This window comes from Streptomyces sp. NPDC052225, assembly GCF_040679615.1.
Classification (GTDB): domain Bacteria; phylum Actinomycetota; class Actinomycetes; order Streptomycetales; family Streptomycetaceae; genus Streptomyces.
Map to the genome: position 1 here is coordinate 159,216 of NZ_JBFAVD010000003.1, position 16,944 is coordinate 176,159.

A 16,944-nucleotide genomic window follows, 5' to 3' on the forward strand; every position below is an offset into this window, starting at 1 on the left:
TTGGCCCCGGTATGACGATGAAGCGGAAACAGTGGGCTGTGCGGGTGTGCGCGACCGGAGCGGTGGGCGTGGCGGCGCTGTCGGGGGCCTTCGCGTCCGGCGCGTACGCGGCCGAGCCCGAGCCGACGGGGCACACGGTGATCATGTCGAACGAGGAGGCCGAGGCCGCCGGGTTCGTGGCGACCGACTGCTACGAGCCCGGCGTGTACTACTTCGGGGGCTGTCAGCCGCGGCCCGGCGTCGAGCGGCGGGCGCGGTAGTCGGACATCTTCGCGCGGGCGCCGCAGGTGTTCATCGAGCACCAGCGGCGCCGGCCGGGGCGGCTCTCGTCGACGTAGAGCAGGGAGCAGTCGGGGGCGGCGCACTCGCGGACGCGGTGGGCGTACGGGCCGGTCAGCAGGTCGGCGCCGTCGCGGGCCACGTGGGGCAGCAGGTCGCCGATCGAGCGGACCTCGGGGGGTACGAGCGCGGCGCGGCCCGTCGCGGCGAGGGTGAGGCGGGGGCCCGGCAGGGAGCGGGACGACCAGGTGCTGATGGTGTCCAGGTCGGCGGCGGTTGGCGCGGTGAAGGCGCCGTGCAGCGCTTCGCGCAGTTGCCGGGCGTGGGCGAGGACGCGGGGGGACGCGGCGGGGGCCGGGGGTGTGCACAGGCCCGCTTCCACGCACCAGCGGGTCAGGTCCTGCGGAGTGCGCAGGCGGTCGAACTCGGCTGCTCCCAGGCCCCGTCCGCCCAGGGTCGCCGTGAAGTCGACCGAGAGGCGGCCGCCGTACCAGCGGAAGGCGTAGGGGTCGGAGTGCTTGTCCGGGCCCCGGCTCCTGCCCTTTTCCTTGTCCACCATCCGGGCACGGTAGCAGGTTACCTGTTTAGGGGGTAACGGGCCGGAGCCCCGCGGAGCTCGGGGGAAGCGTCCGCGGGGCCCCGGGGTTCAGAGGTGACGACGAGGGGCGTCAGACCTTCGCCGGCTGCTTCGGCTCGGGGGTGTCCGTGGTCTGCGGGGCCGACGGGCCCTCCTCGGCGTGGGCTTCCGGCGATTCACCGAGGTCCACATCCGCGTTGAACTCGGCCATCATTTCCTTCGTGAAGCCGAAGCAGTACGTGGCGAGGTAGCCGACGATGTAGCCCACCAGCAGGCCGCCCGCGTAGATCGCGCAGGTCACGCCCAGGCCCTTGTCGCCGTCGAGGAGCGGGAAGAGCGCCCAGCCGGACGGGCCGATGGCCGTCGAGCCGACCTGGGTGCCGAGCATCGAGAAGAGGCCGATGAACGCGCCGCCCGCCGCGCCGCCGACGCAAGCCGTGATGAAGGGGCGGCCCAGGGGGAGCGAGACACCGTAGATGAGCGGTTCGCCGACGCCCAGGAAGCCCGCGGGGAGCGCCGACTTGATGGTCTTGCGGATCGACGTGTTGTTCTTGAGCTTCTTGTAGACGGCGATCGCCGCACCGACCTGGCCCGCGCCCGCCATCGCGAGGATGGGGAGCAGGACCGTGTAGCCCTGCTGCTCGATCAGGGTGGTGTGGATCGGGATCAGCGCCTGGTGCAGGCCCAGCATGACCAGCGGCAGGAACAGGCCGCCGAGGATCGCGCCGGCGAAGATGCCGGTGTTCTCCAGGAGCCAGTTGGCGCCGTCGCCGATCGCGGTGGAGACCTCGCCCGCGACGAACATCAGGCCGAAGATCGTGACCAGGCCGGAGATGAGCACCGTGAGGGTCGGGGTGACGAGGACGTCGACCGCCTCGGGCACCCACTTGCGGCACCACTTCTCGATGTGGACGGCGAGGACCGCTGCGCCCAGCGCGCCGAGCACGCCGCCCTGGCCGGGCGAGAGGGTCTGGCCGAACACGTCGATGTTGGCGACACCCGGGTAGACGATGATCGCCGCGACCGCGCCGCCGAGGATCGGCGTGCCGCCGAACTCCTTCGCCGTGTTGTAGCCGACGAACACCGCGATCAGCGCCATGAATCCGGAGGCGATGGCGGCGAGTGCCGGGGTGACGCCGGGCAGCCAGTGCAGGTTGACCAGCAGGCCGTTGATGCCGGCGATGATGCCGCAGCCGATCAGGGCCGGGATCAGCGGCACGAAGATGTTGGCGATCTTGCGCAGGAACAGCTTGAACGGCGTGGCGTTCTTCGCCTTCTGTGCCGCCCTCAACTCCGCGCCCTGCGCCGCCAGTCCATCGGCGGTCGGCGCGGCGGGGGCGGGGGCGGAGGCCTTGCCCTCCTGCACCAGCTCCTCGAACTCCGGGGTGACCCGGGCGACCTTCCCCGGGCCGAGGACGATCTGGTACGTGTCGTCCTCGACGACGCCCATGACGTCGGGCAGCGCCTTCAGCGCCTCGTCCTGGACCAGCGAGCGGTCCGCGAGACCCAGGCGGAGCCGGGTCATGCAGTGGGCTACGGAGGTGACGTTCGCGGCACCGCCGACGAGCGGCAGGATCGAGGCCGCCACGTCGCGGTTCTTGTTCTCAGCCATGGTGCGTGCTGCCTTGCTGTGCGGGGAGTGGGGAGGGTGCGGGAGGTGTCAGAGGGTGGTCTTCAGGGGGGCTTCAGAGGGTGGTCGCCGCCGCGAGGGCGGCGCGCAGGTGGCCCTTCGACTCGGTCAGCAGGCGGGCCGCCGTCGGCCCGTCCACGTCGCCGAGCACGACGAGGATCGCGTTCTTGACCTCGCCGTCGGTGGCGGCGAGCGCGGCCTCGATGGCGGCGTCGTCGGCGCCCGTGGCCAGGGCGACGATGCGGCGGGAGCGGGCCCGCAGCTTCTCGTTCGACGCGCGTACGTCGACCATGAGGTTCCCGTACGTCTTGCCGAGCCGGATCATGGTGATCGTCGACAGCATGTTGAGGACGAGCTTCTGCGCCGTGCCCGCCTTGAGGCGGGTCGAGCCGGTGAGCAGCTCCGGTCCTACGACGACCTCGATGCCGTGGTCGGCCGCGGCGGCCAGCGCGCTGTCGGCGTTGCAGGACAGGCCGATGGTGAGCGCGCCGCGGGTGGTGCGGGCGTGCTCCACGGCGCCGATCGCGTACGGGGTGCGGCCCGAGGCGGAGATGCCGACCACGATGTCGTCGGCGGTCAGGTTCAGCGCGTCCAGGTCCTGCGCCGCGAGCTCCTTGGAGTCCTCGGCGCCCTCGACCGCGGTGACCATCGCGGACGGGCCGCCCGCGATCAGGCCGACGACCTCGCCCGGGTCCGTGTTGAAGGTGGGCGGGCACTCGGACGCGTCCAGGACACCGAGCCGGCCTGCCGTGCCGGCACCCGCGTAGATCAGGCGGCCGCCGCGGGCCATGCGCTCGGCCGTGCCGTCGATCGCGGCGGCGATCGCGGGGAGCTGGGCGGCGACGGCGGTGGGGACGGAGGCGTCCTCCGCGTTCATGATCCTGGCGATCTCCAGCGTGGACTGCTGGTCGATCTCGGCGAGTTCCGGGCGGAACGCCTCCGTCGTCAGCGTGGCCAGTTCGGCTCGGAGGTCGCTGTATGTGGCGTCAGGGGTGGTGGACATCGTCGTCTCGGGGCCTTCTGTGCGGGGCTCTTTGGGGGCGGGGGCTCTTGTGCGGGTCGCGGGGCTCTGCCCCGGGCCCCGCTCCTCAATCGCCGGAGGGGCTTGATCTGGTGGCTGGGTAGCTTGCTTCAGTTGCTACTTGCGCGTTGTTCGGTGGCGGTGGGCCAGGGCCTCGTAGGAGGCCGAGAGGGCCGGGGCCGTCGTCTCGTACGTGCGTTGGGCCACGCCCACGAACAGGCAGTCCACGACGAGGAGTTGGCTCGTGCGGGACGACATCGCCGCGGGGCGCAGCTCGCTCTCGCGGGCGATGGACGTGGTGAGGATGTGGTCCGCGTACTGCGAGACGGGGCCGTCGGGGCGGCCGGTGATCGCGATGGTCGTCGCGCCGTGCTCGAAGGCGACGCGCAGCGGCTCGATGACGTCGCCGGTGCCGCCGGAGTGCGTGATGGAGACCGCGACGTCGCCGGAGCGGAGCGTCACCGCGTTCGTGATCGCCAGGTGCGGGTCGCTGTGGGCGTGGGCGATGTGCCCGATGCGCAGCAGCTTCTGCGCGAGGTCCTGGGCGACGAGGCCGGAGGCGCCGACCCCGTAGACGTCGACGCGGCGGGCGCCCGCGAGCGCGTTCACGGCGGCGCCGAGCTGCACGGTGTCGAGTCCGGCCGCGGTGTCGGCGAGGGTCTGCTGTTCGTCGTAGGCCAGCTTGGCGACCACGTCGGCGATCGGGTCGTCGACCGCGATGTCGGCGGTGACGGCCGGGGCCCGGCCCGACTGCTGCTGGGCGGCGAGGCCGGCGAGCGCGAGGCGCAGGTCCCGGTAGCCGGGGTAGCCGAGGAGGCGGGCGGTGCGGACCACCGTGGCCTCGCTGGTGCCGGTGAGCTCGGCGAGTCCGGTGACGGTCAGCGCCGCGCAGCCCGCCGGGTCACCCGCGACGGCCTCGGCGACCCGCTGCATGGAGCGGGTCATCGACGGCGCCAGGGTGCGCACCTTGGCCGCGAGGGCCGCCGGGGCGGGGGGCGCGTCGTTCACGAAACTTTCCTTCACGTCATTGCTCACGTAATGAAAGATATTTTCGCGGCGTGTCGTGGTCAAGGGTCCTTCGGTCGGGACGTGGGTCACATCTGGGGGCCGTGAGGTCGCGGGACAATGGGGTCATGGATTCCGTCAGCCCGCTCGAACAGGCCCTGCACGCGGCCCGCGCCCTCGTCCTCGCCGACCTCAAGGCGGTGGATGTCGCCGACGCGGATGTCGTGTCGCTCGTCGAGGATTCGGTCACCTCGCGCCGCTGGTGGGTCGAGCAGTGGCCGGAGGGTGTCGCGTACGTGACCGGGCTCGTCGCCCAGGACGTGAAGGACGGCCTTCTGGAGCGCTACGGGCGCTGGCCGCTGTGCCCGGTCTGCGGCCCCGGCTCGGGCACGGAGGGGCCGCACGCGCTGGACGTCGAGCCGGAGCTGGGCGCCGACCCGCACTGGGTCTGCTCCGAGGCGGGCGTCGTGGTCGCGCCGGTGGGGTCTTTGGGGACCGTGACCGGATGACCGTCTACATCGACCCGCCGACCTGGCCGGGGCACGGCCGCCTGTGGTCGCACCTGGTCAGCGATGTGTCGTTCGAGGAACTGCACGCGTTCGCCGGGCGGTTGGGGGTGCCGCCGCGTGCCTTCGAGCGCGACCACTACGACATCCCGTCGCACCGCTACGAGGACGCGGTGCGGGCCGGGGCCGTGGTGATCGGCTCGAAGGAGCTCGTGCGCAGGCTCACGGACGCGGGGCTGCGGCGGCCGAAGGGGCGGCCTGCGGTGCCGCCGCCGAGCCCGTGACGATCTTCGATCCCGTACGTCGGTGAAGGCGCAGCGCTGCGGCCGTCGCGGCGAGGGCGAGGACCGTCATCGCGGCGCCCGCCCAGGCGGTGGCCGGGTAGCCGAGGTCCGCGTCGATGACCGTGCCGCCGAGCCAGGGGCCGCCCGTGTTGCCGAGGTTGAACGCCGCCGTCGTGGTGGCGCCGGCCAGGGTGGGGGCGGCGCCCGCGACGTTGAACATACGGGCGTTGAGGGCGGGCGCCGTGTAGAACGCGGAGAGGCCGAGCAGGAACGACAGGGCCACCGCCGCCACCGCGAAGCGGCCCAGGAGCGCGAGCGCCACGAGGAAGACGGTCGAGGCGGTGATGCCGGTCAGCAGGACGCCGAAGAGGTGCGCGTCCGCGACCCGGCCGCCGACCGTCGTGCCGACCAGGGCGCCGATGCCGAACAGGGCGAGGACGCCCGGGACCCAGCCCTCGGACAGGCCCGCCACGTCCGTCAGGAGCGGTGAGAGGTAGCTGAACGCGCAGAAGACGCCGCCGGCCGCGAGCGCCGTCACGACGATCGAGAGCCAGACCTGGCGGTCCGCGTAGATCCCCAACTCGCGCCTGAGGCGCGGTCGTTCGGCGGGCACCGGGATCGCGGGGACGAGCGTGACGATACCGACGAGGGCGACCGCGGACGCCGCGCCCACCGCCCAGAACGCGGCCCGCCAGCCGAGCCCGTCGCCGAGGAAGGCGCCCGCGGGGACGCCGAGGACGTTCGCGATCGACAGGCCGCCGATCATCACGGCCATCGCGCGGGCCCGCTGGTTCACCGGCACCATCGCGATGGCGACCGCCGCGCCGACCGCCCAGAAACCGGCGCACGCCAGGGCCGAGATCACGCGGGACGCGAAGAGGACGGCGTACGACGGGGCGAGCGCGCCCGCGATCTGGCCGAGGCCGAAGACCGAGATGAGCGCGATGAGGGTGGTGCGGCGGGGCAGGCGCAGCGTCGCCACCGCGAGGAGCGGGGCGCCGACCACCATGCCGATCGCGAAGGCCGAGATGAGCAGGCCGGCCTGCGGGATGGTGACGTCCATGTCGTCGGCGACCGCGGGGAGCAGGCCGGAGAGCATGAACTCGCTCGTGCCGAGGGCGAAGACGCTGAGGCCGAGGATGTAGACGGCGAGCGGCATACGGGCGGGGGCGGAGTTCGGCGGCATGTCAGGGGCAACCTGCGCGGTGGGGCGTGGCATTCCCGGTCAGGGGACGTCGAGCAGGCTCAGCTCCGTCGACAGGTTCTCCCGCGCCGCCGCCTCCCAGGCCCTCGCACCGTGCGGGGTCCTGAACAGCCTTGGCAGGCCCAGGAGTTGGCGGAGCACCGCCGCCCGTCCCTCGCGGAACGCCTCGTCGGGCACGAACGCGTACTCCTCGCGGACCGCCCGCGTGTAGGCGGCGTACGTCTCCGCGTCCGACGCCAGGATCGCCAGGTCGGCGTCGCACAGGGCCTCGCCGTTGGTGTCGCCCTCGTCGGGGTCGTGCGTGGTGGTCAGCCGGACCAGCCGCGCGACCTCGTCCACCTGACGGGACGTCAGACCTGCTTCTTTCAGGGCCCGTTCGGCGAGCACGGCGGACCGCTCCTCGTTCTCGGAGCGGTCCGGACGGTACACCGCGTCGTGGAACCAGGCCGCGAGGCGCACGAGGTCGGGGTCGTCCGCGTGCTCCGCCAGTACGTCGATGTGGTCGAGGACCGCGGCGAGGTGCGCGGTGGTGTGGTAGCGCCGCTGGGGCTCGGCCCAGCGGGCCAGCAGGTTGTCGGCGTACGGGTACGGGTCGGTGCCCGGGGTGCCGGTCGTCGCCCGCAGGGTGCGGGCCCAGCGCTCACGCAGCTCGGTCATGGGACGACCATAGCTGTTGTGTACCCCCTGGGGGTATGTTACGTTCCTCGGCGTCCGGTACCCCCTGGGGGTATCTAAGGTCACGTACTCGGGAGGGAATGTCATGGACGGGGTCAACCCACGGCGCTGGTGGGCGCTGCTCGTGCTCGCCACCGCGCAGTTCATGGTCATCATGGACACGTCGATCATCGGGGTCGCGCTCCCCGAGATGCAGAAGGACCTGGGGTTCTCGCAGGGCGACCTCCAATGGGTCTTCAACGCGTACGTCATCGCCTTCGGCGGACTGCTGCTGCTCGGCGGGCGCCTGTCGGACCTGCTCGGGGCGCGCAAGGTGTTCGTCGGCGGATGGAGCGTCCTGATCGCCGGGTCCGTCGTCGCCGCGGCCGCGCAGACCGCGTGGGTCGAGGTCGCCGGGCGGGCCGTGCAGGGCGTGGGCGGGGCGCTGATCGCGCCCGCCGCCATGACGCTCCTGATGATGCTGTTCGGGCACGACCCGAAGGAGCTCGGCAAGGCGATGGCGCTCTACGGTGCCGCGGCACCGGCCGGCGGCACGGCCGGGGTGTTCCTCGGCGGCGTCTTCACCGAGTGGCTGAGCTGGCCGTGGGTGTTCGTCATCTACGTGCCCATCGGCCTCGCCACCCTCGCCGCGACCGGCCTGCTGCCCGCCGTCGCGCCGCGCCGGGGCGCCGTCGACGTACTGGGCGCCGCGTTCGTGACGGCCGGGCTCGCGCTCGCCGTGTACGCCGTGGTGCGGGCGCCGGAGATCGGGTGGGGCGCGACGGCGACGGTGCTCCAACTGCTGGGTGCCGCGCTCCTGTTGGGGCTGTTCATCGGCGTCCAGCGGGCGGTCCGCGCCCCGCTGATGCCGCTCGGCGTGTGGCGGATCCCGCGGCTCGGGTCGGCGAACCTGGCGATGGCGCTGCTCGGCGCGGCCTGGATCCCGATGTGGTACTTCCTCAACCTCTACCTCCAGCAGGTGCTCGGCTACGGGGCCTTCGCGTCCGGCGCCGCCCTGCTGCCGATGACCGGGCTCCTGATGATCTTCATGACCGCCGTCACGGCGCGGCTGCTCGGCCGGTTCGGGGCGAAGCGGCTGATCGGGGCGGGGCTGCTCGTGCTCGCGGCCGGTCTGGTGTGGCTGTCGGCGGTCGGGCCCACGGGGTCGTTCGTGATCGACGTCCTGCCGGCGTCGCTGGTCGCCGCGCTCGGCATGTCCCTCGCGTACATCCCCGCGATGATGGCCGCCATGTCCGGGGCGCCGCAGGAGCAGGCGGGCCTGGCCTCCGGCATCGTCAACACCACGTACCAGGTCGGCTCGGCGCTCGGCCTCGCCGCGCTCACCGCCCTCGCGACCTCGCAGGGGGCGGGGCGGCTCGGGGACCTGCCGGCGCTGACGGACGGGTTCAGCGCCGCGTTCCTCGGGGCCGCCGGGATCGCGGCGGTCGGGGGAGTGGTGACGCTGGCGTTGATGCGGCGCGAGCCGGCTGCGACTGCGACTGCGACTGCGGCTCCGGATTCGGATTCGGCTCCGGATTCGGCTTCGGCTTCGGCGAGCGAAGAGGCCGGCGTGTGAGTGGCTGTCGGCCAACTGGTCGGTGCAGGGCGCCCGTTGCTCCTCTCCCGGAGCGGCGGGCGCCTTACCGTGTGGCCATGACTACAGACGCCGTACGAGACGACATACGGGACCCCGAGCTGCCCGGGCGGCTCCTGGTGACGGAACGGGACGCCCTGATCCCACTGCTGCGGGCGCGGCCCGACGAGGACTTCGCGCTGCGGACCGCGTGTCCGGGGTGGGCGGTGCGGGATGTGCTCGCGCACTGTTCGGCCGCGCTGATGCGGGTCGTGGAGAGCCGGTTCGAGAAGGGGGTCTTCAGCCCCGAGTGCAACGACCGGGACATCGCCGAGCGGGCCGCCTGGTCGCACCAGGAGGTCGTCGACGAGCTGGAGCGCGGGATGACCGAGGCGGGTGCGGCCATCGCCAAGGCCGGCGGGGTGCTCGACGCGGTCGCGCTGGGGGAGTGGATCCACGCGGGCGACGTACGGGAGGCCTTCGGTGAGCCCGGGGCGTACGCGGGGTCCGGGTTGCCGCTCGCCCTTGAACTACTGGTCCGGATCAGCCGGGACCGGGGGCATGTGGCGCTCCACGCGGACGTCGACGACCTGGACACGCCGCTCGTCCTGGGCGCCCCGGCGGAGGCGGCGCCGCCGGGCCGGTACATCGGGGGCGCGAGCACGTTGCTGCGGCTCTATTCGGGGCGGCATGTGGTGGGGGCGCGGTATGAGTTGGCCGGGGTGGGGGAGAGGGAGCTGAACTTGTTCGGGTGACGTCCATGTGGCCCGGCCACATCGAGGGCCTGGGCACATCAAGCCCCTGCGGCGATTGAGCAGCGGGGTCCGGGGCGGAGCCCCAGGCCTCAGCGCCGTTGCCGGTTGCGTTTTCGTGGGCGGGTGCAGCGTCGTCGTGGCTGGTCGCGCAGTTCCCCGCGCCCCTGACGGGGCGGAGTCACATGTCGATACAGCCCCGCGCCCCTTAAGCGCGGCGCTTCACGACACCCGCGTCACGAAGGAGGGCCGGGTCCGTCGTGCCCAGGACGGCCACGCTGAACGCCGCGGCGGCGAAGACTCGGATCGCCCGCACCGTGTCGCCGACGCGGTGCGGACGGTGCGTGCCCGTCGCCGCGGTGGCGCCGGACGGGGCCGGGGTGATGGTCGCTGTAGTCATGCCTCAAGGATGCGATTCGGGCATACCGCGCACATCGGCCCCAGGGTGTAACCGTCGTACGACCCGCGGGGGACCCGTCCCCTAGGGAAGGAAATGGTTGGCCCGGCCCGGCAGCTGTCCCGTACACTCGCCCGTCTCCCCCCGCCCGGCGCAGCCGGAGCGCGTCGCCGACCGGACGGAAACCGGCCGGAGCCTTGTGTACCAGTACCCGTACCTCGGAGCCGGAGGCAGAACCCCGTGAGCACGTCACCGCTCGACCGCGAGCGCGCGCACCTCGTATCGTCCCGCGCCGCCCTGCGCGCCATGCGCGAGGACGCCCAGGCGCTCGACATCCGCGACGTCACCGCGAACTGGGTGAACGCGGAGGTGCTCCAGCGCCAGATCGACGAGCGGATCAAGGCGCTGGCCGACCTGAGCCACACCCCGCTGTTCTTCGGCCGGCTCGACTACCTGCACGCGCCGGGCGCCGAGCAGGCGGAGGGTGCTGACGGCGAGCAGTTCTACATCGGCCGGCGCCATGTGCACGACGCGGACGGCGACCCCATGGTCATCGACTGGCGCGCCCCCGTCTCGCAGCCGTTCTACCGGGCCTCGAAGAAGGACCCGATGGACATCGCGCTGCGCCGCCGATTCGGTTACACCGGCGGGGAGTTGACCGCGTACGAGGACGAGCACCTGTCCGACCCGGAGGAAGTGGCCCGCACCAGCGCGCTGCTCCAGCAGGAGATCGAGCGCCCGCGTGTCGGCCCGATGCGCGACATCGTGGCGACCATCCAGCCCGAGCAGGACGAGATCGTGCGCAGCGGCCTCGCGGGGTCCGTCTGCGTCCAGGGAGGCCCGGGCACGGGAAAGACCGCGGTCGGCCTGCACCGTGTCGCCTACCTCCTCTACGCCCACCGCGAGCGCCTCGCCCGCACCGGCACCCTCGTCATCGGGCCGAACAAGTCGTTCCTGCACTACATCGAACAAGTGCTGCCCGCGCTGGGCGAGTTGGAGGTCAAGCAGGCGACGGTCGACGACCTCGTCGCGCAGGGCACGCACGTGGAGGTGCGCGGCACGGACGACGCGGCCGCCGCGGTGATCAAGGGCGACGCCCGGATGGCCGAAGTCCTGCGGCGCGCCCTGCGCTCGCACATCAAGGCGCCGGCCGAGGGCGTCGTGGTCGTACGGGGATCACGCCGATGGCGCGTCGCCTCGTACGAATTCGAGGACATCGTGCGGGAGTTGACCGAGCGCGACATGCGGTACGGCGCCGCGCGCGACGCGCTGCCGCAGCGGATCGCGCACGCCGTGCTCGTCCAGATGGAGCGGGCGGGCGAGGCGCCGGACGACCGCGTGCAGGACTCCGTCGCCCGGAACGCCGCCGTGAAGGCCGCGGTCAAGGCGGTCTGGCCGGCCGTCGACCCGGCCAAACTGGTGCTGCGGCTGCTGTCCGACGCGGAGTTCCTCGCCGAGCACGCGGCGGGGCTGCTCGACGAGGACGAGCAGAAGACCGTGCTGTGGGCGAAGCTCCCGCGCAGCGTGAAGTCCGCCAAGTGGTCGGCCGCGGACGCCGTGCTGATCGACGAGGTCGGCGATCTCATCGAGCGCACGCACTCGCTCGGGCACGTCGTCCTCGACGAGGCGCAGGACCTGTCGCCGATGCAGTACCGCGCGGTGGGGCGGCGGGCGACGACCGGTTCGGTCACGGTCCTCGGCGACCTCGCGCAGGGCACCACGCCCTGGGCTACGCGGAGTTGGGCCGAGGCGCTGAACCATCTCGGCAAGCCGGACGCCGTGATCGAGGAGCTGACGGCGGGTTTTCGCGTGCCGACGGACGTCATCACCTACGCCTCACGGCTGCTCCCGCACATCGCGCCCGGCCTCGCCCCGGTGAGGTCGGTGCGCGAGAACCCCGGGCAGTTCGAGGTCAGGCCGGTCACGGACGACGCGGACATCGTCGCCGCGTGCCGCGAGGCCCTGGAGAACGAGGGCTCGGTCGGTCTCATCGCGGCGGACGCCCGCTGCGAGGCGCTGGGCGCGGCCCTGACCGGAGCGGGCCTCGCGTACCTCTCCCCGGGCGAGGAGACGACCGCCGCGTCCCGCCTCACCCTCGTCCCCGCGTCCCTCGCGAAGGGCCTCGAGTACGACTACGTGGTCCTGGACGAGCCGGCCGCGGTGGTCGACGGGGAGCCGGACGAGCGCACGGGGCTGCGCCGCCTGTACGTGGCTCTGACCCGAGCGGTGTCGGGCCTCGTGGTGGCCCATTCGGCGCCGCTGCCGGCGGAACTCGGCCTGGCGTAGCCGCTGTAGCGGGGCTGTATCTGCGCAGCCCGGCTGCAGGTGCACCCCGTCAGGGGCGCGGGGAACTGCGCGACCAGCCACGACGGTGTGGCACCCGCCAACGAGAACGCGACCGGCAACGGCGCTGAGGCCTGGGGCTCCGCCCCGGACCCTGCTGCTCAATCGCCCCGCCAGGGGCGCGGGGAACTGCGCGACCAGCCACGACGATGCGGCACCCGCCCACGAAAGCGCAACCAGCAACGACGCCAAGGCCCGGGGCTCCGCCCCAGACCCCGCTGCTCAATCGCCCCGTCAGGGGCGCGGGGAACTGCGCGAGCAGCCACGACGGCGCGGCACCCGCCGACGAAAGCGTGACCGGCAACGGCGCTGAGGCCCGGGGCTCTGCCCCGGACCCCGCTGCTCAATCGCCGCAGGGGCTTGATGTGCCCAGGCCGACTGCCCAGGCCCGATGATGGGCTCGAGCGGCGCCGGAGGCTCAGGCGTCCAAGGCCTCGCGCCACACCCGTACCGCAGACGCCGAAACCGGGCCCGCCCAGCCGTCCGGCCGAGACGCCCCGCCGATGTGGAACGCCGAGATCCCGGCAGCCCGCAGCCCGGCGACATGCTCCAGGCGGAGCCCCCCGCCGACCAGGATCTGCTGCCCGTACCCGGGCTCCCCGGATGCGGAGCGGGACGCCTCCGCGGTGAGGACGTCGAGGCCGGCGTCCACGCCCGCCGCCGAGCCCGCCGTCAGATACGTGTCGAGGCCGGGCAGGTCGGCGAGCTGCTTGCGCAGGGCGTCGCGGTCCGCGGCCCGGTCGATGGCCCGGTGGAACGTCCACCGGCAGCCGTCGAGCTCCGCCACGATCCGCTCGACGGCGGCGAGGTCGGGGCCGCCGTGGTCGTCGAGGAAGCCGAGGACGAACTCGTCGGCGCCCGCGGAGCGCAGGGCGCCCGCGGCCCGTACGAGAGCGGACACGTCGCCCGCCGCGAAGCCGTCGGCGAGGCGGAGCATCACGCGCAGCGGGATGTCCACGGCCGCGCGGATCGCCTCGAACGTCTCCACGGACGGGGTGAGGCCGTCGGCCGCCATGTCCGTGACCAGCTCAAGCCGGTCCGCGCCTCCGGCCTGGGCGGCGATCGCGTCCTCGGCGTCGAGGGCGATCACCTCCAGGACTGCCCGCTCGCTCATGAGGCCCCTTCACCTGTCACCTGCGCGCCGATCACCCGTGCGCGACAGGTCTAGTCCAATGTCCCGCCCAGCCTACGCCGCGTGCACCGTGAACGCAGCCGTCCTGACCTCGCCGCCGTGCTTGAAGTCCAGGAAGAGCCGGTACGTCCCCGTGCTCGGCGCGGTCGCGGTGAACGAAACCTCGGGGCCGGGCTTGCCGTCATGCGGGTGAACGTGGAGGTAGGCGAGGTCGCCCGAACGCAGCGCGACCAGGTGCCCGTACGCCCCGAGGTACGGCTCAAGATCGGTCACCGGCCGGCCGTCCTTGCTGACGCTGAGCGTGAGCTCGCTCGCCGTCCCCGCCCGCAGCTCCCCGTCGACCTTCACCTCGTACCCGTCCGCCACCCGCGCCGTCACCGCGTGCTCGGGCAGCGCCGCCGGTGCGTAGGCGCCCGCGACCCCGAGGTCCGCGCCCAGCGTCAGGCCCTCCTCCTCGCCGCGCGGCGTGAAGTCCGCGAAGACCCGGTAGTCACCCGCCTTCGGCAGCGAGACCGGCGTCGACCAGGTGCCGTCCGCAGCCCGTACGGGGTGCAGATGCCGGTACGCGGTCAGGTCCCGCGAGGCGACGATCAGGTGGAGCTCCTTGCCGTGCTCCTTCTTGTACGAGGTCACGGGCTTGCCGGTGGCGTCCTTGCGGATGGTGAAGCGGATCTCGCCCTTCTTGCCGGGGAGCCGGTCCCGGGCCAGGTCGAGGGTGTAGCCGCGCTCGGAGACCTGGAGGCCTCCGGGGGTCTTCGCGTCACCCGCGGCCTCCGCGTGTCCGCCGTGCCCGGCCTCCTTCCCGGCTTCCTCCTCGTGAGTGTCACCGTGTGCGCCCCCGTGCGCGTCCGCCGGGCGCTCCTCCGCCGTGACGGGGCCGACGCCGGCCCCCACCCCGTACGCGGTGCCGAAGGTGGCGGTGACGGCGGCGGCGAAGGCGGTGATCTTCAGTCCCGTACGCATGACGACTCCCCAGGTTTTGAGCGGTGCGGGCCGGTCGGCCACGAGAACGAAGATACCCCTAGGGGGTATGAAGTCAAGCCCGGCCCGCGCCTTGCTTTCAATACCCCCCAGGGGTATAAATGGATCTCAGCAAGGGGTACCCGGCCGGGGTATCCGCTCACGGATCTCACCGAGGAGGCACCATGTCGGCGCACACCGTCGCCCCACCCGCGCAGGTGGAACTCGCCATCGGCGGCATGACCTGCGCGTCGTGCGCCGCCCGTATCGAGAAGAAGCTGAACCGGATGGACGGCGTCGAGGCGACCGTCAACTACGCGACCGAGAAGGCGAAGGTCTCCTTCGCGGACGGTGTCGACGTCGCGGACCTCATCGCCACCGTCGAGGCCACCGGCTACACGGCGCAGGAGCCCGCGCCCCCGGCGGCCGAGGCGTCCCAGGAGGCCGGGGGTGAGGCCGGCGACGAGCTGCGGCCGCTGCGGCAGCGGCTGATCACCGCGGTGCTCCTGTCCGTGCCCGTCATCGCGATGGCGATGATCCCGGCCCTCCAGTTCGAGTACTGGCAGTGGCTGTCCCTGACGTTGGCCGCGCCGGTCGTGACGTACGCGGCCTGGCCCTTCCACAAGGCGGCGTTCACGAACGCGCGGCACGGCGCCGCGACGATGGACACGCTGATCTCGGTCGGTACGTCGGCCGCGTTCCTGTGGTCCCTGTGGGCGCTGTTCTTCGGCACGGCCGGCACGCCCGGCATGACGCACCCCTTCGAGCTGACCATCGCGCGCAGCGACGGCGCGGGGAACATCTACCTGGAGGCCGCCGCCGGCGTCACCGCGTTCATCCTCGCGGGCCGTTACTTCGAGGCGCGCTCCAAGCGGAAGGCGGGCGCCGCGCTGAAGGCGCTGCTCGAACTCGGTGCCAAGGACGTCACCGTGGTCCATGACGGAGGCCACGAACAGACCATCCCGGTCAGCGAGTTGAAGGTCGGCGACCGTTTCCTCGTACGGCCCGGAGAGAAGATCGCGACCGACGGCACCGTCGTCGAGGGTTCCTCGGCGGTCGACGCCTCGATGCTCACCGGCGAGTCCGTGCCGGTCGAGGTCGCCACCGGCGGCACCGTCACCGGCGCCACCCTGAACGTCGGCGGACGCCTCGTCGTCGAGGCCACCCGCGTCGGCGCCGACACCCAACTCGCCCGCATGGCACGCCTGGTGGAGGACGCGCAGAACGGCAAGGCCGCCGCCCAGCGCCTCGCCGACAAGATCTCCGCCGTGTTCGTCCCGGTCGTCATCGCGCTCGCCGTCGCCACGCTCGGCTTCTGGCTCGGCAGCGGTGCCGGCTGGACCGCCGCGTTCACCGCCGCCGTCGCCGTACTGATCATCGCCTGCCCCTGCGCCCTCGGGCTCGCCACGCCGACCGCGCTGATGGTCGGCACGGGGCGCGGCGCCCAGCTCGGCATCCTCATCAAGGGTCCCGAGGTCCTGGAGACGACCCGCAAGGTCGACACGATCGTCCTCGACAAGACCGGCACGGTGACCACCGGCCGTATGACGCTCCTCGCCACGCACGTCGCCGAGGGCACGACCGCTGCTGAAGTCCTGCGCCTGGCCGGTGCGTTGGAGCACTCCTCCGAGCACCCCATCGCGCGAGCGGTAGCAGCAGGTTACGAGGGCGAACTCCCCGTCCCCGAGGACTTCGCGAACGTCGCCGGGCTCGGCGTCCAGGGCGTCGTCGAGGGCCACGCCGTACTCGTCGGCCGCGAGCAGCTGCTCACCGAGTGGGAGATCCACCTGCCCGTCGAACTGGCCCGCGCCAAGGCGGCGGCCGAGGCGGCAGGGCGTACGGCCATCGCGGTGGCCTGGGACGGCGAGGCCCGCGCGGTGTTGGAGGTCGCCGACGCGGTGAAGGACACCAGCGCCGACGCGATCCGCAGGCTGCGGGCGCTCGGCCTCCGCCCGGTGCTCCTGACCGGCGACAACGAGGCCGTGGCGCGGTCCGTCGCCGCCGAGGTCGGCATCGACGCCGAGGACGTCATCGCGGAGGTCCTGCCCCAGGACAAGGTCGACGTCGTCAAGCGCCTTCAGGGCGAGGGGCGTTCGGTGGCCATGGTCGGCGACGGCGTCAACGACGCGGCGGCGCTCGCCCAGGCCGACCTGGGCCTGGCGATGGGCACCGGCACGGACGCGGCGATCGAGGCTGGTGACCTCACGCTCGTACGGGGTGACCTGCGATCGGCGGCCGACGCGATCCGCCTCTCCCGCAAGACCCTGGGCACGATCCGCTCGAACCTGTTCTGGGCGTTCGCCTACAACGTGGCGGCGCTGCCCCTCGCCGCGGCAGGCCTCCTGAACCCCATGATCGCGGGCGCGGCCATGGCCTTCTCGTCGGTCTTCGTGGTCGCCAACAGCCTGCGGCTGCGGAGCTTCAAGGCGGGCTTCTAGAGGGGCGGGAGGTGCGGCCCCGCCAGGGGCGCGGGGAACTGTGCGACCAGCCCCCACGGCGCCGCACCCGGCATCGAAGCTGAGGTCCCGGGGCTCTGCCCCGGGCCCCGCTGCTCAAGCGCCGCAGGGACTTGATGTGCCGAGGCCCGCTCTCCACGCGCCGCAGGAGCGTGCCCCCGCGAACCCACC

The 16,944-nt window shown here is 72.8% G+C and carries 16 protein-coding genes; 7 read left to right on the top strand and 9 right to left on the bottom strand.

Annotation, left to right across the window (positions count from 1 at the left end; genetic code table 11):
* Window positions 1-17: 17 nt before the first annotated feature.
* Window positions 18-260: a hypothetical protein gene (locus AB0L37_RS06375; RefSeq protein WP_365500940.1), complete on the top strand. Its 243-nt coding sequence runs from the start codon at window positions 18-20 to the stop codon at window positions 258-260.
* On the opposite strand, the gene AB0L37_RS06380 is transcribed toward AB0L37_RS06375, so the two are convergent.
* The 4 genes from AB0L37_RS06380 to AB0L37_RS06395 all read right to left on the bottom strand — a co-directional run bounded on the left by AB0L37_RS06380 (window position 224) and on the right by AB0L37_RS06395 (window position 4,542).
* A complete protein-coding gene (locus tag AB0L37_RS06380) occupies window positions 224-838 on the bottom strand; it encodes an ABATE domain-containing protein (protein WP_365500942.1) in 615 nt (204 codons plus the stop codon). The two genes, AB0L37_RS06375 and AB0L37_RS06380, sit on opposite strands and share 37 nt — an antisense overlap.
* A gap of 109 nt (window positions 839-947) precedes the next feature.
* Complete coding sequence (locus tag AB0L37_RS06385) at window positions 948-2,468, bottom strand: PTS transporter subunit EIIC (protein ID WP_365500944.1); 1,521 nt, start codon at window positions 2,466-2,468, stop codon at window positions 948-950.
* A 73-nt stretch (window positions 2,469-2,541) separates the two neighbouring features.
* A complete protein-coding gene (gene murQ, locus AB0L37_RS06390) occupies window positions 2,542-3,489 on the bottom strand; it encodes an N-acetylmuramic acid 6-phosphate etherase (RefSeq protein ID WP_365500946.1) in 948 nt (315 codons plus the stop codon).
* Between the two features lie 135 nt (window positions 3,490-3,624).
* A complete protein-coding gene (locus AB0L37_RS06395) occupies window positions 3,625-4,542 on the bottom strand; it encodes a MurR/RpiR family transcriptional regulator (RefSeq protein ID WP_365500948.1) in 918 nt (305 codons plus the stop codon).
* Between the two features lie 98 nt (window positions 4,543-4,640).
* Between AB0L37_RS06395 and AB0L37_RS06400 the strand changes: the two genes are divergently transcribed.
* Complete coding sequence (locus tag AB0L37_RS06400) at window positions 4,641-5,021, top strand: hypothetical protein (RefSeq protein ID WP_365500950.1); 381 nt, start codon at window positions 4,641-4,643, stop codon at window positions 5,019-5,021.
* The gene (locus tag AB0L37_RS06405) at window positions 5,018-5,302 is read left to right on the top strand and encodes a DUF4031 domain-containing protein (protein ID WP_365500952.1); all 285 of its coding nucleotides are present in this window, start codon (window positions 5,018-5,020) and stop codon (window positions 5,300-5,302) included. Before AB0L37_RS06400 ends, AB0L37_RS06405 begins: the two co-directional genes overlap by 4 nt.
* Here AB0L37_RS06405 and AB0L37_RS06410 read toward each other — a convergent pair.
* Together AB0L37_RS06410 and AB0L37_RS06415 are read right to left on the bottom strand one after the other, a co-directional pair.
* Window positions 5,241-6,461 (bottom strand): Cmx/CmrA family chloramphenicol efflux MFS transporter, encoded by a 1,221-nt coding sequence (locus AB0L37_RS06410; RefSeq protein ID WP_365501432.1) that lies wholly within the window; start codon window positions 6,459-6,461, stop codon window positions 5,241-5,243. The two genes, AB0L37_RS06405 and AB0L37_RS06410, sit on opposite strands and share 62 nt — an antisense overlap.
* 66 nt (window positions 6,462-6,527) lie before the next feature.
* The gene (locus AB0L37_RS06415; protein ID WP_365500954.1) at window positions 6,528-7,163 is read right to left on the bottom strand and encodes a hypothetical protein; all 636 of its coding nucleotides are present in this window, start codon (window positions 7,161-7,163) and stop codon (window positions 6,528-6,530) included.
* 103 nt (window positions 7,164-7,266) lie between these two features.
* Between AB0L37_RS06415 and AB0L37_RS06420 the strand changes: the two genes are divergently transcribed.
* A complete protein-coding gene (locus tag AB0L37_RS06420) occupies window positions 7,267-8,736 on the top strand; it encodes an MFS transporter (RefSeq protein ID WP_365500956.1) in 1,470 nt (489 codons plus the stop codon).
* 77 nt (window positions 8,737-8,813) lie between these two features.
* Window positions 8,814-9,488 (top strand): maleylpyruvate isomerase family mycothiol-dependent enzyme, encoded by a 675-nt coding sequence (locus AB0L37_RS06425; protein WP_365500958.1) that lies wholly within the window; start codon window positions 8,814-8,816, stop codon window positions 9,486-9,488.
* A gap of 205 nt (window positions 9,489-9,693) precedes the next feature.
* Here the strand turns inward: AB0L37_RS06425 and AB0L37_RS06430 are convergent, their stop codons facing one another.
* Entirely contained in the window at window positions 9,694-9,885 is a 192-nt protein-coding gene (locus AB0L37_RS06430; RefSeq protein ID WP_365500960.1) for a hypothetical protein, read from the bottom strand.
* A gap of 303 nt (window positions 9,886-10,188) precedes the next feature.
* Between AB0L37_RS06430 and AB0L37_RS06435 the strand changes: the two genes are divergently transcribed.
* Window positions 10,189-12,168 carry an ATP-binding domain-containing protein gene (locus tag AB0L37_RS06435; RefSeq protein WP_365501434.1) on the top strand — a complete coding sequence of 660 codons (1,980 nt, stop codon included), beginning with the start codon at window positions 10,189-10,191 and terminating at the stop codon, window positions 12,166-12,168.
* A gap of 475 nt (window positions 12,169-12,643) precedes the next feature.
* Here the strand turns inward: AB0L37_RS06435 and AB0L37_RS06440 are convergent, their stop codons facing one another.
* Window positions 12,644-13,339, bottom strand: coding sequence for a copper homeostasis protein CutC (locus AB0L37_RS06440; RefSeq protein WP_365500962.1), 696 nt, complete (start codon window positions 13,337-13,339; stop codon window positions 12,644-12,646).
* A 72-nt stretch (window positions 13,340-13,411) separates the two neighbouring features.
* Entirely contained in the window at window positions 13,412-14,320 is a 909-nt protein-coding gene (locus AB0L37_RS06445) for a hypothetical protein (RefSeq protein WP_365500964.1), read from the bottom strand.
* Window positions 14,321-14,502: 182 nt separating this feature from the next.
* Here AB0L37_RS06445 and AB0L37_RS06450 point away from each other — a divergent pair, with 182 nt between their 5' ends.
* Entirely contained in the window at window positions 14,503-16,755 is a 2,253-nt protein-coding gene (locus tag AB0L37_RS06450; RefSeq protein ID WP_365500966.1) for a heavy metal translocating P-type ATPase, read from the top strand.
* Window positions 16,756-16,944 lie beyond the last annotated feature (189 nt).